Origin of the sequence: Mycolicibacterium arenosum (assembly GCF_024320865.1) — a bacterium.
GTDB lineage: Bacteria > Actinomycetota > Actinomycetes > Mycobacteriales > Mycobacteriaceae > Mycobacterium > Mycobacterium arenosum.
Genome location: NZ_JANDBD010000002.1, coordinates 245,189 through 259,265 on the forward strand (window position 1 = coordinate 245,189; position 14,077 = coordinate 259,265).

Genomic DNA, 14,077 nt, shown 5'->3' on the forward strand with positions numbered 1-14,077 from the left:
CGCAGGCCGGCCCGCTTTACGGCTGCGGGATCAGCGGCGGCGGAGGAGGCGACACTCAGCTTGTACCCCCCGCTGCGGAGCCGGTGACGGCGCCCTTGATGCTGCTCTTGGCGGCGGCGCCGAGCACGGTCACCGGGTCGAGTTGACCGCCGTCGGCGACGATGCCGGCGGCTCGGCCGACTCCGGCCGCGACGGCGTCCGTCGCGGCGCCCTTGACGGCGCGCACTGCGGTGGAGCCCCCGGTGCCGACGAGCCCGCCCACCAGGACCCCCGTCGGGCGCTGGACGGCCCCCCCGACGCCGTAGACCACGGCGAGATGAGCCAGCAGTGCGGTGTCCGCGGTCTCGCGGTGGCCGGTGGCGAGCTGGTAGGCCTGGATCGCGACGCTCTGGCCGAGCGCTTTGGTCATGTCCTGCCGGCTCTTGACGAGAAGCTGCTTGACCATGGTCCGGTCCAGTGTGCGTACCACCGCCGAACCGACGTGCGCGGCCAACCGGCCTACCTGTGCGCGGATCGACGCCGCCACCACCGCTTCGACGACGGGTATCGCGGCGAGCGATCCGCCGCCGGTCCACTGCGCGTTGGCGATCGCGACGCGGATCTCGAACGCCGCGATTCCGAGTGTGCTGACGATCCACAACTTGGCGTACTCGATGTCCATGCCGCATGTTCGGGCCAGCACGCCGAGCGCGTCCAGTGCATCGGCCAGCTTGTGCACGGAGTAATCGCCGTCGAAGAGCAGCTCGAACTGCTCGTCGGCGGTCGACGCCGTCGTACCGCTGAGCACCATCGCCGTGCGCGCCCGTACACGCTCGAGATCGGGTATCAGCGAGGCCAATTCATCGGCGCCGTCCTGCAGATCGCTCGCGATGCGCCGCATCGCCGACTCGCTGCCCTGCGGCCATTGCTGTCCGGCGAGATAGGCGACCCACTGCAGACCCGCCGGGATGACGACGTCCATCGGCTTCCTCCACGCATTGGCGCGCTCCACCCTTCATATCGCATCAGAAGTATTGCAGCGCTGAGTAATTCGATAGCGCAACACTCGCGGATCGACGTGACGGGAAAGTGGAGGACGGTTGAACGGGGGGTGAAACAGGCAAGGATGCGCCAGCAGACGGGGCAGTAGCGCTTGCGCCGTCAGCCGGTGACGTTGCCTCTGCGCGGTGGTTCGAACGCGAAACCGTCGGCGACGGTGGCGGCGAGTTCGATGAACGCGTTGCGCGTCTTGCCGGCCAACAGATCCACCGACACCTCGGAGCCCTCGGCGAGGTGGTCGTCGAACGGGATCTGCTGCAGCGCGCGGACTCTGGTCAGGAAGTGGCGTGACATGCGATCCATGTCCACCGTCGCCTGGCCGGGCCGGGCCAGGCTGAAGACGACAACCGCCCGCGGTACCAGATGTGCGTAGCCGTGATGGTTAAGCCAGTCCAGGGTTGCGAGCGCGCTGCGGGCGGCATCGATCGAGGGATTGGCCACCAGCACCGCGGCGTCCGCCTGATCGAGCACCCCGGCCATCGCCGAATGCACGAGGCCGGTGCCGCAGTCGGTGAGGATGATGTTGTAGAAGCGACGCAGGACGGTCAGTACGGCGTGGTAGTCCGCGTCGGAGAACGCCTCCGACATCGCCGGATCACGTTCGGACGCAAGTATTTCCAGACGGCTCGACGCCTGCGAGGTGTGACGGCGGACATCGGAGTAGCGGGAGATGGCGTCGTCGACGAGGAGATCACGTACCGTGGAACGGGTTTCGTCCGGGCCGCGCTGTCCGAGCGTCCCGAAGTCGGGGTTCGCGTCCACCGCGATGACGCGGTCGCCGCGCAGCGAAGCGAGTGTCGCGCCGAGGCCGACGGTGACAGTGGTTTTCCCGACGCCGCCCTTCATCGACAGCACCGCGATGCTGTAGGCGCCGCGGACCGGCCTGTTGATCATGTCCACGAAGGTGTTGCGCCGAATCTCCCATTGCGACGCGCCGGGATTGATGATGCCCAAGCTGGCGCGGTGCACTGCCCGACGCCAGCCCTCCTGCGCTACCGGCCGGGCGTGCCGGATCAGCCCCAACTCGTCGTTGGAGGGTGAGGCGTGAACCGGTGGCCACTCCGTCGTCACCGGATGTCCGCTGTGATCGTCTCGCATGACGCGCCGCTACCGTCGCGCCCGGCTATCGATGCGGGCGAAGCCGAGAGCCCCCGTGACGACCTCCAGTGCCGCCGCCATGTCGGAGGCGTCGATGCGCATCAGATCGCCTTCGTCGAGTCCGCTCAGATCGCCACCGTAACGCTCGCTGAGCCGGAACTCCCGCTCCTCCTCGGCGGCTTCGATCACGTTGCGCACGAATCGTCCGTTGCCGGCCAAGTCGATACCGCGCCGCTGGTTACCGGCCCGGTCGCCTGCATGCGCCTCGCAGAGCACGGTGCACGTCGCCACTAACTCGCGGTAGGCGTCGTCGGTGAGTTCGGAGTCGCGGGTGCGCGCGATCAGCTGACCGATCGCACCGAGTTCGTCGGGAGTGTAGGAGCCGAAGCGAATTCGTTTGGTGAAGCGGGACGCCAATCCCTCGTTGGCGGCGAGGAATCGATCGATCTCGGCGTCGTAGCCCGCGATGATCACCACCAGCCGATCCCGGTCCTCCTCCATGCGGGCGAGCAGCGTGTCGACGGCCTCACGCCCGAAGGCGTCTCCGCCGGAGAGCCCGGTCTGGATCAGCGTGTACGCCTCGTCGATGAACAACACACCGTCCATCGCGCTGTCGATGAGGGCCGAGGTCTTGATGGCCGTGCTGCCCAGGTGCTGCCCGACGAAGTCCTGCCGTTTCGCCTCGACGATCGCGGGGGTTTTGAGTAGTCCGAGACCGCAGTAGGTCTGCGCCACGACTCGCGCGATCGTGGTCTTGCCGGTCCCCGGTGGACCGGTGAACGCCAGGTGCAGTGTGCGCGCAGCGGTGTTGAGCCCCTTCTCGTAACGAACTTTCGCGACGGCGGCCGCTGAGCGGAGCTTCGCCACTTGAAGTTTCACGTTGGCCAGCCCGATCTGCTGGTCCAGCTCGCGTTGCGCTTCGGCCAGATACCGGTTGCCCCGTTCGGCGAGCGCGTCCCGCTCGGAGTCGTCGGGGTCGGGTGTGCTCTGCGGATCCCATTTGTCGGTGCGTGAGTCGATTGCGTCCTTGCTCGTGATCACCAGCCGGTAGTTGGGGTCGTGCAATGCGGCGGCGTTGGCGCCGAAATCGGGTTCCTCGCTGTAGATCCGTTCGAAGATGTCGCGGGCCTGCTCCTCGTCGCCCATCTCGCGCAACGTCAGGCCCTTGCAGAACTCCGCGGCGCGCCCGGCCGCTGGAACGGGACCCGCGGCGGCCTGGTCGAGTCTGCGGATGCCCTCACCGAACAAGCCGAGCTGCGCGCACGCCGAACCGACCATCACGTGCGCCCCGGCGGCGAGGTACTCGTCGCTGAACGACGCCGACTTGGCCAGCGCCGTGAGGACGTCGGGCCACCGTTGGGTCGTGAAGTGCAGCACACCGCGCACGTACGCCCCGATCTCGGAGACGTCGACCCCGCCGTCTGGGCCGGGGTCGTCGAGCACCGCTTCGGCCTCGTCGAAGTCCCGATTGCCGATCAGTGAGGCGGCGTAGGCCAGCGGGATCTCGGCCGGACCGGCCAGCGGGTAGTCGAGGTACAAGCCGGTCTGGAATCGTGCCGAGATCGTCCGCGGTGCGAGCCCCAACCGTCGTTGTTCCCGAAACAACGTCCGCCGGTTCTGGTGCAGCTGGTAGATCACCGCGTCCGTGTTCTCTCCTGCAGCGGCACGGCCCAGCCACGCGTCGCACATGGTGGGGTCGAGATCGGTGGCGCGCGTGAACGCCAACCGCGCATACGGCAGGTCCCGGTCGGCCTCCAACCCGTCGATCGGAATGCCGAGGGAGAGCACCCCGGCGTCGAATGCCTGCTGCGCATCCCTGGTGCTGGCCAACCGTCAACCTCCGATTCGGGGTCCGCGATGCCCGCTGACATCACCGGAAACATCTGTGCACCAAAGGTATTGGTGCGGATTGGTGGGCGGTGACGGGGCGTGCGCTATGGTCGAGGACGTGATCGCGAAACCAGTTCGCTCCGCAAGCGGCGGCGTGGCGGTCGTGACGACCGACCGCGGGCTGCCGATTCGTGTGAAGATCGACTCGGGCGAGATGTGCAGAGACGCAGAGGATCTGGCTCGCGAGATCCTGCTGCTGTGCCGGGTCTCGGCGAGCCGCCAGCAGGTTGCACGCCGACGCAGCCTCGAAAGCAGTGGGGTGGCGCCCGCGGTGGTTGACCGGCTGGGGTTGGCCGACGCCGCCGAACTGCTCGCCGCGGAGGCCGCCGTGTTCGGCGAGGATGAGCCCCCTGTGACGTGGTCGAGGTCGTCATGACCGGCCTGGCTGAGTCGCTGATCGCGCGTATCGTGGCGCAACGCGATCTGCTCGCCGCGATGGACGAGCATTGCAACGCGGTGTCCGCGCGGGTGTCGAGCCGGGACAACGCGGTCACCGTAGAGGTCGACGGCCTCGGCACCATGACCGGGTTGTGGCTCACGTCGCGCGCCCTGGCTTCCGGTCCCGAGGGGCTCGCCAGACTGATCGTCGACACCGCGGCGGCCGCTGCGCAGATCGCCGCGGACCGGCAGCGGTTCCTGGCCGCCGAATTCGGCGCCCGGATGCGCTCGCTGCAAGAGGCTCCGCTGACCCGGTGGGACGGTTCCACCGTGCGGCCTCGCTAGCGGTCCCGAATCGTCGAACAGCTGGGCTCCGAACACGCGCTCGACGATACAGCGTGTATCGGGGATTGCGAAAGGCTCGGCGGGTCGGGTGCCGTGGACCCGCGCTCGTTACCTAACGCGTAATCGCACTACCCCGACGCGGGATTTGATACTGCTCGCGTCCCCAGGTGCGAGGAGGCGGTCCGAGGTGAGCGATGTGTCGGCGCCCAGTGCGACGATTGAACAGGCACGGCAGCTACCCGGCTTCGACCCGACACCGGCGATCACCTCCCAGGAGGCCGGCCTCGTCGACTACCTGAGCCTGCCGACCCGCACGATCCTCGATCGGCTGGGACTCTCGGCACCTGTCGCCGCGGCGCCGACCGACCCGGAGGGGGAACGTGACCCGGCTCTCGACGAGCAGCCGTTCGCGCCACCGAGTCCGGTGGATCCCATGCAGATGATCAGTCCGGTGACCGACGCGCTTGGCACGCTGGGCACCGGGCTTTTCGACAGCGTTGACCCGACGTCGATGTTCAGTGGAATAACGGAGGCGCTCGATTCCGCTGGGCGGACGGTGTCCCCGGCGGTCGGCGCGCTGGCCGCCGACTGGCAGGGCGCGTCCGGGTCCGCTGCGGCCGACGCCGCAAGGGCGGCGTTGGTCAGCGGATCCGATGTGGGCGCGCAGTCGTCGGGTCTGCGCGCCAGCCTGACGAACGCTGCGGCGGTGGTCGCGCAGGCGCGCGCGCGCCATATCGAGATCATCGCCGAGTTCCAGGCGACGATCGCGGCGATAGGACCGAACATCATCTTCCCGTGGGGGTGGGCCGCGGCCGTCGCCGCGGCAACCCGTGCCGTGACCGCCTCCGTCGAGGTCGTCACCGAGACGCAGGCATCCCTGGCGGGCGAGGCGTCGACGACGTCGGCGATCGGCGCTCCGGTCGCCGTGTCCGCCGCGCCGACGCTGTTGACCAACATGATGGGACCGCTGGCCGGCATGGCCACCGGGATGATCGGCCCCCTCACCTCGCTGGCCGGCCAGGGAGGGTCGACAACCACCGACCCCCGGTCGACGCCGACTGGGAAGTCCGACGCCGCGCCGCCACCGGTCGGTGGTGCCGAAGCCGGCGGCGCGGTCGGTGGTGCGGCCGGTGGGGGCGCAGCGGGAGCGACCGGCACCGCCGCGCCGAAGCCGTCGGCACCGATGGTCGCGCCCTCGGCGGTCTCGGCAGCTGCTGCCGCGGCGCCTGCAGGCACCGGCAGGGGAGGTACGCCCGCGATGCCGTTCATGGGCGCGCCGATGACCGGAGCGGGGTTGGGAGCCGCGAGTGCCACCAACGGCCACACCGCGGCATCGTTTCTGCACACCGGAAACCAGGGCGGAGAGATCGTCGGTGATCTCGAGGGGGTCGCCCCGCCGGTGATCGGTGAGATCGATTCGCATCAATCACCTGACATCGACCTGAGAATCTAGACGGGACAACACTTTCGTGGACATGCACCATGCCGTTGCGGCACCGCCGTCGCGCCGGGGAACCTCCGTCGCGCCGCACTGTCGGCTATCCGCCGCCGACATCAAAGATCTCAAGCGCGACTTACGGATTCTGTTGGCCACAAATGGAACTCTGACGCGAATCCTCGAAGTCATGGCCGATGAGGAGATCGGTGTGGAGATCGTCGATCAGCGGACTCACCCGATGTCGCCGGACCTCCCCGGGTTCCCGGCGTCGCCGTTCGGGCGAGTGGTTCAACGACGAATCAAACTGGTAGGCAGGATAACCGGTGCGCCGTTCGTCGCCGCGGACTCCCTGATCGCCGAGGACAGACTACCGGTCGCGGTCCGTCGGGTCTTCGCCGAGACGAATCGCCCCATCGGGGAGGTTCTGCTCGCGAGCGGTATGGAGACCTTCAAGGAGGCCGCCGAGATGTGGCTGGCCGACGTGCCGGACTGGGTGAGCGATGACGACGGACGGGATGCTCAGGTAGTGGCACGCCGATACCGCACCATCGCCGCGGGCGTTCCGGTCATGAGCATCACCGAGTACTTCCTGTGCGGAGCACGTCCCCGAGTCCGCCGGAACGGCAGCCGGTGAATTCACGGGTGGGGCCGGGCCACGCCGGGACGACGCGACAGCCCCGGTTCCGTTGCGCCACAGGCAGCCTGACGATACACTGTGTATCACACTCTGGACCCGTGGATCGAGAACTACTCAAAAGGTAATCGCGCGAACGCTTTTCCGGAAGCGATACTTTTCTACAGTGACGTACAGGAGGCACAACGTGGGCGACGTCTTTCACGTGGCACCGGCCGGCTTGGACGCGTTCTCGGCTGCCAACGAAGCGGCCGGTGCGACGGTCAGCGCCGCGGGTTCGGCCGATTCGGCGGCGATGCTGGCGGCCGCCGCTGCGGCGGTGGGGCCGATCGGCGTCGGCTATCTGGCTGCCTACGGCCCGGCCCAGGCGAGCAACCTGGCCGGCACGAAGCTGGTCGCGGGGCTGCACTCGGCCATCGGCGGCGCCACCGATGCGGCGAAGGCGGCCATCGTCGCCGCGGACAACGGCTGACTCACGGGTGCGTCGTGTGTTCGGCGATTGACGAGGGCGATGCGGGTTCGGCAGCCGTGGATGGGCGCCGCGCCGCATCGCTGTTGCAGAGCAGTAGGCGCGGTCGCGAGGTCATCGGCGACCTCGCGCCGGTGGCGCCACCGGTCATCGGCGAGGTGGATCCACACGGGCTTTCAGACATCGAACTGAGGATCTAGGCGAGGAGTATGCAGATGGACAACGGCAGCGGACTGTCGATCGAGCCGGCCGAGGTGACCGAGGCGACCCGCCAACTGGACGAGTTGGCCCATCGCGTCGAGCTGGTTGTGAAGTCGGAGGCCCCACAGCTGGCCGTCACACCGTCCGGTGGCGACGAGGTCTCGCAACGAATCGCGTTGACGCTCAACCAGGTACACGGCTCATTCGTCGAGGCCTCGGACAAGGGCGTCACGGAGATCCGCGAGGTTGCCGCGGCCCTGCGCAAGCACGCCCACGACGTCGAGGCCTCGGATCAGGACTTCACCGTCTGACCGGACGGATAACGGGTCGTCACCAACACGTGGGAAGGAGGTGGGATCGTGAGCTTCACCGATGTGGTCTGGGAGTCGCGCAGCACTGAGCAGCTGGCTCGCGACCTCACCACCGGCCCCGGCCCGGGCTCGGTGGGCGATGCCGGGGCGGCGTGGGTCCGGGTGGCCAACGAGTTAGCCTCCGTGTCAGCCGATTACGATGCGATCATCGCGAGGCTGCGGACATCGTTCGACAGTGAGGCGGCGGCTGCGGTTGCGGTCAAACTCGAGGACTTCGGCAAGTGGCTGCAGGCGTTCAGTCTGGGCGCCGCGGCCAACGGTCAGCGCGCTGAGGAGGCCGCGGTGGCCAACACGGTGGCGATCCTCGCGATGCCGACCGTGTCGGAGGCGCTTGAGGCCCGAGCCGCCGGCGACATGATGGCGTCCCTGGCGGCTTACAACGGCGCAGTTCTCACCGGCCGTTTCGCGGAGTTCGATGAGGCCGCGCGGGCGGACCACGCCGATGCTTCCGCGGTGATGCGCCAGTATGAGGGCGCGGTGGCTCATCTCGCGCAGCCGTGGGATCAGCCACTTCCGCAGGACATCTGCAAGCGCGATGCGCTGGCGGCCGAACGGCAGTCCACCGCCGGCGGGGCCGGTGGCGGAGTGAGCGGCGGCGGCGGGTCAGCCACGATGCCGACGCCGTTGGCGCCCTGGGCGGCGGGCGGTGCCAAGGGCACCGCGGAACCGAAGGCATTGCAGCGCACGAGCTTCGCCGGCGGCGCCTCGGCTGCCGGAATGGGTGGTGCGCCGTACGCGCCGATGGCCGGGTACGGCCGCGGCGGTGACCAGGATCGCGAACACGAGTCACCGCACCCGGCGGGGATGCTGGCCGGGGCCGGCGAACAGGGTGCGGGCCTGTCGGAGGCCGACGTCTCCTGGTTGCCGGTCGCAGGGCCCAGCGATGCCCCGTTCGTCGTGTCCAACGTCAGCTGGGGTCCGGATTCGGGACTGTTCGACGAACTCGCTGCCGTCGACGAACCCGAACCCGCGCGGTATGCCGAAGAGGAATCGCAACGGAACCTGGAGCAGGTGGCCGACCGTTGGGTCGCTCTGCCGGTTATCGGGCACGATCGGAGCGCACAAACATGAGCGCCACAGCTGATCTCGAGTACGCGCTCAGCGACACCGAGGTGCGGGCGATCGCCGATGCGGCCGGTGTGCAGAGCCTACCGACGGTTCTGACGGTAGCCCCGCGGCCCGGCAGCACACCGTCATCGAGTGCTGCGCTCGACGCGACCGCAGCCCGGTTGTCCGCCCGCGGGTTGATCGCGGGCGGCCTCGTCAACGACGACCTGTGCGATGTGCTGATGACGTTGCAGCGGCCCGACCGTGAACTCGCGATGCGGTTGGTCACACCGGACGGCATCGCACGCCTGTCGGTCGTGCGCCGCGGTGGCCGTGGCGTCATGGCCCGCCGTGTGGGGGATCGGTATCTGCTTCGCCCCCTATCGGAAGCCGGTTTGCGGTCCGCGACGCGTGTGATTCTCGGCGAGTTGCCCGCCGCGGAAGCCGCGGCGATCGACGCTGTCGGCGCGCCACTCGACGTGATGGCCGAGAGCCTCGGCGACACTCACGACGGTCGGCTGATCGCCGACCGCCTGTGCGCGCTGGGCGCCGAGTCACGGGCGGCGATGTTGATCGGGTCGGCGCTGGCGGCGCGGCGCGCCTTCGCCGAGATCGTCTACTTCGCGTTGGCCGCTGAGCGTGACCGCGTGGAACGGGGGCCGGCCGCGGTGGCGGTCCTCTACACCAAACGCGGCCGAATTCTTGCCAGCCCCAGTGCTTCTCCGAGCGGTCAGTTCTGGACGACGTTGAAGCCGGGGACCGACCACGCGATCGCCGCGGCGGTCGGTCAGCTCGTCGGGCTCTCCGACGAGGGATGGGAGGGCCCTTAGGCCGACCCGCCGAGGATTCACCAGTTAACAGCACAAACGAGAAGGAGAGATGACATGAGTGGAGCCACCAGTCTCACGCCTGAGGAGGCTCAGGCCAAGATCACGCAGGTCGACGAAGCCATGAGCAGTGCACGTCTGCTCGGGCAGTCGATGCAGGACCGGACTCTCGAGATGACGTCCAGCTCGTGGCAGGGCGATCAAGCGACCCGCTTCGCCCAGCGGATGCAGGCGCACAACGAGGATTTCACCGCGATCATCAATCGGCTGACCCAAGTCGCCGAGACGGGCAAGAGCAACATGACCTCGCTCGTCAATCTGGAAGCCGAGTAGGCACGGAACAGGCACGTACCAAGGAAAGGGAACAGTCATGTCGGGCACGATTCATTACAACTACGGCGCGAACTACGAGCAGTTGGACGCGATCAAAGCCACCCTCAACGACGCGAACGCGCTGCGGGAGGACGTCAACTCGGTGTTCACCGCGCTGGCCGACGTCTACGAGGGCGAAGCGGCCGCCGCATTGCAGACGGCGCAGATCCAGGTCACCCAGCAGCTGGACGCCGCCATCCTGGAGATCCAGGGTACCCAGCAGGCGGCCGTTGATCGGCAGGCGATGACGGCGGAGCATGACCGTTCACTGGCCGGCGGCTTCTGAGCCGGCAAGGAAGACGCGGAAGCCCGAGTTCAGTGTCGAACTCGGGCCTCCGCTCATCACGACTGAATCGAGTGAGGCAGGATGTCGATCGACCAACTGAGGATGCAGATGTCGGCACTCAAGGAGTCGGGGCCGCTGGATCTCCGGCTGTCCGAGAGCGCCCATCGCGAGTACACCGGTCTGATCAACACGTACCGGACCGAGCTGAAGGCTCAGCGCGACAAGGCGATCGGCCTGGCGAACCTCGGCAACGTGGGCAACTGGAGTTCGGCTCAGCAGACCAGGGCTGAACTCGTACTGGGTGTCAGCGGCCCGAAAGGGATCGTGACGATCCTTGACAAGTACCTGACCTACCTCGACGAGTTCGAGGCGACGGTCGACGCGGCGTACAAGCGGATGCAGGCCGAGGATCAGGCCGGCTGACCGCCGCCGCAACAAGGAGCCAGCGATGTGCACACCCCCGGCGGGTTCACAGCCGATCTTCGACGACGTGAAGGACCTTGATCCGGACCACTGGCCCGAGAACCGAAGGAACGCCGAGATCCAAGCACGCAATCCGCACACTCGGCTGCCTGAACTGGACGGCCGCGACTACGCCAAGGACCCGTCGACGGTGGTGGTCGAGGACTTCAACGGGCTCTCCTACGGCCAAGCGTGGCTAAACATCTCCGGCGCCGACCCGGACGTCGCCCCGAATCACACCGGTCAGTGGCAGGAGATCAGTTCGGCCATCGTCAGCGCGGTGCAGGACTTCCGACTTGACCTGTCCGCATTGGAGGGCAAGGAGGACAGGTGGGCGGGCGTCACCCACGACGCCGCACTGGCCAACCTCGAGTCGTCCTTCGTCGAGCCGCAGGCTGCGGGTTCCGGCGCGGGCGCGATGAGCGTTGTCGTGGACGCGTTCTCGCGGACCATCTCGGCCACCCGCGAGAACATCGTCAACAACCGGAAGAACTACCTGGTCGACGTGGCGGATTTCCCTGAACACAGGGATCAGATCGAACGCAAATACGCCACCTTCGCGCAGAAGGTGATGAAGGAGGCCTACGCCCCCAACATCGTCGACATCGCCAAGAACCACCCGGCGTTCACCACAGGCGCCAAGATCGGTGTGGGGCCGATGCCCGTCGGACCCACCGGCACGGCCTCGCAAGCCGGCGGTCCGGCACCGCAACTCGGCGGTGGTGTCGGGGGTGTCGGCGGTGTCGGGTCGTTCGGCGGGGGCGGGGTCGGGGGGTTCGGTGGCCCCTCGCTGGGTTCGGCGCTCGCCGGCCTCGGGCCTCGGCCCGATCTCGCAGAACTGCCGAAAGGACCCATGTCGCCCAGTGTTCCGGGAGCACCGGCCGGTTCGGGGGGCGCACCGGGTGCGCTCGCCAACGCGGCCAAGGATGCTCTCGGTCAGGCTGCCAACGCTGCCAAGCAGGCGGCGGGCTCCGCGGCGAAGACGCCGCCGATGTCGGCACGGCCACCCGAGGGTGTGTTGGGCCTGGGACCCAAGGGCGTCGGCGGGCTGCCGGAGAGAGCCGGCGGAACGGGCGGCGCCGGAGTCGGCGCTGGAGCCGGCCCGCGCGATCTGGCGGCGCCGAAGGGGACTGGCACTCCGAGCACCGCCGCGGGCCGCCTCGCCGGCATTGCCAACGGCCTCGGGCAGGCGGGCATGGCGGGAGCCGGTGCGCCCGGTACGGGCGCGCCGCCGCCGTCGGGCCAGCGTGGCGGCCCCGAAGAGAAGGATCACAAGGTCAATAAGGCGTTGCGCACCAAAAGAAATGGTGAGTCGCTGTTCGGCGAGGCCGCCGCAATCGTGCCCGTCGTCGGTGACGCCGGTGATCCGGCAGCGGGCAAACCGGAAGCGTCGTAGCGGGTGCGGTCGATCCGGTCGCTGAGCGTGCTGCTGCCCCCGGCGCGTCCGACACAGACCGGCGAAGTGGCGTCGGTCCCGGATTGGCGGGCGGTCCGCGAAGCCGTGGGCGCATCGCCGGCGCAGATGGCGATCCACGCCGGGCGGGCCGCCCTGGCTGCCGCAGCGATCACCCCGTCGCAGGTGGGTTGGGTGCTGCACTGCGGGTCGGGTGTGCAGGCCAGTGTCGGCTGGCCCGTGCACCACCACGTCCAACACGGCATCGTCGGCTCCGCTGGCAACGCCATCGAGGTGCGCCAGTACTGCGCCGGCGGTCTGATGTCGTGGGTGCTGGCCGACCGTCTGGCGCAGCCCGGCGGTGACGTGGTGTGCACAGGCGCGGACAACTGGTCGTGGACCGATCGGTTCGCGACATCGCGATCCGCTGGGGGTGAACCGTTCTCCGATGCCGCACACGCGGCGGTGGTGTCCGAGGGCGGCGGCTTCGCCCAGATTCTCGGGTGGGGCACGGCCAGTTGCCCCGACCAGTCCGAGGCGTGGCGCACCCGCGACGCCTTCCACGAAACGGCATCCATGGCCGACTACGTGTCGACGCTCGAACGCGTGGGCCGCACAAGGACGTCGGAGGATGCCCGCAATTCGTTCCTGATGCTCCAGCGCGCCACCACCACCGCGCTCGCCGACGCCGGGGTCAGCGCCGGTTACGTCACGCACTTCGTGCCACACGGCTCGCGCAGCGGCGAACCGTACCGGCAACTGGCCCGCGTGCTGGGGCTGCCGTGGGCGGAGTCGCTGCACGAGCACGCCCTCGGCCACGGGTATCTGGGTGTCAGCTGTCAGGCGGCTGGTCTGCTGCATCTCGCCGAATCACAGCTGCTGCTGCAGGATTCGATCGTCCTGCTGCTCGCCGCGGAGTACCTGCTCAGCGCAACCGCCGTCGTCCTGCACATCGCCCGGCCACCGGAGGTCGGCGTGGACGGCCCGACCCTGACGGTCGCATGAGCGGTCCGAGCCGGCGGCGGGTCGGCAGCATCGACCTGACCGACGTCGATATCCTCAGCCGCAACTTCGGGCGTGACTTCCTGCCGTATCCGCTGATGTTCACGCGGCCCACGCGGTTTCCGACCGCCGACGCCTACGCCGAGTACGCGGCCACGGTCGCAGACCGACTCGCCGAGGGTGATCTGCAGAAGTTCGAGAAGTGGGCGGCGTCCTACGCCTACGCCGACATCCGGGTCGAGTGCCATGTCCAGTTCATCCCCGCCGACACCCCGAGCATCCGTGTGGTAGCCAACCGGCTGGGGGACAACGGGTTTCTGGCGCAGCAGCGGGGTGGGGACGACGTCGATGTCGACACGATCGACGTCGACGAACTCTCGGCCTACCAGCTCAGCGCGGCGATCGCCGACCTGGTGGCGTTCACGAAGCCGGGCCGGCGGGCGCGAATCGTGGTGCCCGAATATGTACGCCAGGCCGTAGCCGTTCCCGAGCCGCGCGACTTCTCGGTCCACGACACGGTCGTCGACACCGGCGTCGAGACGGTGGCTCGGTCGGACATTGCGGCATACGGCACGGTGCAGAGCCATTGGCGTCCGCTCCGCCGGTGGGGTTTCGACGCGGGCAAGAACGCCGCCGTGTTCCTTCGCGTCCGCGGCGACGGCGACTATCTCTACGAGGACGCCGACCTGACCGCTGCCCGGCCGATGGATCGTCGGGCACTGGCCGAGCGCATCGACCGTCTGATCGCCGAGGACGTTGCGGTGCTGCGACGGGTCCGTCGTGGGTAGCCGCGCCTCAGCATTGCTCGGCGAACCCAACGATGTTG

Annotated in this window: 17 protein-coding genes and 1 pseudogene; 15 read left to right on the forward strand and 3 right to left on the reverse strand. The window is 68.5% G+C overall.

Annotation, left to right across the window (positions count from 1 at the left end; genetic code table 11):
* Nucleotides 1–55: 55 nt before the first annotated feature.
* From NM203_RS05005 to eccA, 3 genes and pseudogenes are all read right to left on the reverse strand, one after another.
* Nucleotides 56–961: a WXG100-like domain-containing protein gene (locus NM203_RS05005; protein WP_255058596.1), complete on the reverse strand. Its 906-nt coding sequence runs from the start codon at nucleotides 959–961 to the stop codon at nucleotides 56–58.
* Between the two features lie 179 nt (nucleotides 962–1,140).
* Nucleotides 1,141–2,094: pseudogene (locus NM203_RS05010) on the reverse strand (MinD/ParA family ATP-binding protein); the annotation flags it as partial.
* Between the two features lie 51 nt (nucleotides 2,095–2,145).
* Nucleotides 2,146–3,966: a type VII secretion AAA-ATPase EccA gene (gene eccA, locus NM203_RS05015; protein WP_255058597.1), complete on the reverse strand. Its 1,821-nt coding sequence runs from the start codon at nucleotides 3,964–3,966 to the stop codon at nucleotides 2,146–2,148.
* Between the two features lie 118 nt (nucleotides 3,967–4,084).
* On the opposite strand from eccA, the gene NM203_RS05020 reads away from it, so the two are divergent.
* The 15 genes from NM203_RS05020 (at nucleotide 4,085) to NM203_RS05090 (ending at nucleotide 14,039) form a co-directional block, all read left to right on the forward strand.
* Nucleotides 4,085–4,402: a hypothetical protein gene (locus tag NM203_RS05020; protein ID WP_255058598.1), complete on the forward strand. Its 318-nt coding sequence runs from the start codon at nucleotides 4,085–4,087 to the stop codon at nucleotides 4,400–4,402.
* Nucleotides 4,384–4,749 carry a YbaB/EbfC family nucleoid-associated protein gene (locus tag NM203_RS05025; RefSeq protein ID WP_255058599.1) on the forward strand — a complete coding sequence of 122 codons (366 nt, stop codon included), beginning with the start codon at nucleotides 4,384–4,386 and terminating at the stop codon, nucleotides 4,747–4,749. The genes NM203_RS05020 and NM203_RS05025 overlap by 19 nt, the downstream gene beginning before the upstream one ends.
* Nucleotides 4,750–4,936: 187 nt before the next feature.
* A complete protein-coding gene (locus tag NM203_RS05030; protein WP_255058600.1) occupies nucleotides 4,937–6,202 on the forward strand; it encodes a hypothetical protein in 1,266 nt (421 codons plus the stop codon).
* A gap of 22 nt (nucleotides 6,203–6,224) precedes the next feature.
* A complete protein-coding gene (locus tag NM203_RS05035; RefSeq protein ID WP_255059114.1) occupies nucleotides 6,225–6,821 on the forward strand; it encodes a chorismate--pyruvate lyase family protein in 597 nt (198 codons plus the stop codon).
* A 166-nt stretch (nucleotides 6,822–6,987) separates the two neighbouring features.
* On the forward strand, nucleotides 6,988–7,293 hold the full coding sequence (locus tag NM203_RS05040; protein WP_255058601.1) for a hypothetical protein: 306 nt from the start codon (nucleotides 6,988–6,990) through the stop codon (nucleotides 7,291–7,293).
* 14 nt (nucleotides 7,294–7,307) lie between these two features.
* Nucleotides 7,308–7,490 carry a hypothetical protein gene (locus NM203_RS05045; RefSeq protein ID WP_255058603.1) on the forward strand — a complete coding sequence of 61 codons (183 nt, stop codon included), beginning with the start codon at nucleotides 7,308–7,310 and terminating at the stop codon, nucleotides 7,488–7,490.
* Nucleotides 7,491–7,505: 15 nt separating this feature from the next.
* The gene (locus NM203_RS05050) at nucleotides 7,506–7,802 is read left to right on the forward strand and encodes a PE family protein (RefSeq protein ID WP_255058604.1); all 297 of its coding nucleotides are present in this window, start codon (nucleotides 7,506–7,508) and stop codon (nucleotides 7,800–7,802) included.
* A gap of 48 nt (nucleotides 7,803–7,850) precedes the next feature.
* The gene (locus NM203_RS05055; RefSeq protein WP_255058605.1) at nucleotides 7,851–8,933 is read left to right on the forward strand and encodes a PPE domain-containing protein; all 1,083 of its coding nucleotides are present in this window, start codon (nucleotides 7,851–7,853) and stop codon (nucleotides 8,931–8,933) included.
* The gene (locus NM203_RS05060; RefSeq protein WP_255058606.1) at nucleotides 8,930–9,739 is read left to right on the forward strand and encodes an ESX secretion-associated protein EspG; all 810 of its coding nucleotides are present in this window, start codon (nucleotides 8,930–8,932) and stop codon (nucleotides 9,737–9,739) included. Before NM203_RS05055 ends, NM203_RS05060 begins: the two co-directional genes overlap by 4 nt.
* A gap of 54 nt (nucleotides 9,740–9,793) precedes the next feature.
* Nucleotides 9,794–10,069, forward strand: a complete 276-nt coding sequence (locus NM203_RS05065; protein ID WP_255058607.1) for a WXG100 family type VII secretion target — start codon at nucleotides 9,794–9,796, stop codon at nucleotides 10,067–10,069.
* A gap of 37 nt (nucleotides 10,070–10,106) precedes the next feature.
* On the forward strand, nucleotides 10,107–10,394 hold the full coding sequence (locus tag NM203_RS05070) for a hypothetical protein (protein ID WP_255058608.1): 288 nt from the start codon (nucleotides 10,107–10,109) through the stop codon (nucleotides 10,392–10,394).
* Nucleotides 10,395–10,475: 81 nt separating this feature from the next.
* Nucleotides 10,476–10,817 carry a hypothetical protein gene (locus tag NM203_RS05075; protein WP_255058609.1) on the forward strand — a complete coding sequence of 114 codons (342 nt, stop codon included), beginning with the start codon at nucleotides 10,476–10,478 and terminating at the stop codon, nucleotides 10,815–10,817.
* Between the two features lie 25 nt (nucleotides 10,818–10,842).
* Complete coding sequence (locus NM203_RS05080; protein WP_255058610.1) at nucleotides 10,843–12,252, forward strand: hypothetical protein; 1,410 nt, start codon at nucleotides 10,843–10,845, stop codon at nucleotides 12,250–12,252.
* Nucleotides 12,253–12,255: 3 nt separating this feature from the next.
* Nucleotides 12,256–13,254, forward strand: a complete 999-nt coding sequence (locus tag NM203_RS05085) for a beta-ketoacyl-[acyl-carrier-protein] synthase family protein (protein ID WP_255058611.1) — start codon at nucleotides 12,256–12,258, stop codon at nucleotides 13,252–13,254.
* Nucleotides 13,251–14,039: an ESX secretion-associated protein EspG gene (locus tag NM203_RS05090; protein WP_255058612.1), complete on the forward strand. Its 789-nt coding sequence runs from the start codon at nucleotides 13,251–13,253 to the stop codon at nucleotides 14,037–14,039. Before NM203_RS05085 ends, NM203_RS05090 begins: the two co-directional genes overlap by 4 nt.
* Nucleotides 14,040–14,077: the final 38 nt, after the last annotated feature.

Bases quoted from the DNA above. Each gene is read 5' to 3' on its own strand.
- NM203_RS05090 (WP_255058612.1), top strand. From the start codon at position 13,251: ATGAGCGGTCCGAGCCGGCGGCGGGTCGGCAGCATCGACCTGACCGAC.
- NM203_RS05005 (WP_255058596.1), bottom strand. From the start codon at position 961: ATGGACGTCGTCATCCCGGCGGGTCTGCAGTGGGTCGCCTATCTCGCC.
- NM203_RS05080 (WP_255058610.1), top strand. From the start codon at position 10,843: ATGTGCACACCCCCGGCGGGTTCACAGCCGATCTTCGACGACGTGAAG.
- NM203_RS05060 (WP_255058606.1), top strand. From the start codon at position 8,930: ATGAGCGCCACAGCTGATCTCGAGTACGCGCTCAGCGACACCGAGGTG.
- NM203_RS05035 (WP_255059114.1), top strand. From the start codon at position 6,225: ATGCACCATGCCGTTGCGGCACCGCCGTCGCGCCGGGGAACCTCCGTC.
- NM203_RS05070 (WP_255058608.1), top strand. From the start codon at position 10,107: ATGTCGGGCACGATTCATTACAACTACGGCGCGAACTACGAGCAGTTG.
- NM203_RS05065 (WP_255058607.1), top strand. From the start codon at position 9,794: ATGAGTGGAGCCACCAGTCTCACGCCTGAGGAGGCTCAGGCCAAGATC.
- NM203_RS05075 (WP_255058609.1), top strand. From the start codon at position 10,476: ATGTCGATCGACCAACTGAGGATGCAGATGTCGGCACTCAAGGAGTCG.
- NM203_RS05050 (WP_255058604.1), top strand. From the start codon at position 7,506: ATGGACAACGGCAGCGGACTGTCGATCGAGCCGGCCGAGGTGACCGAG.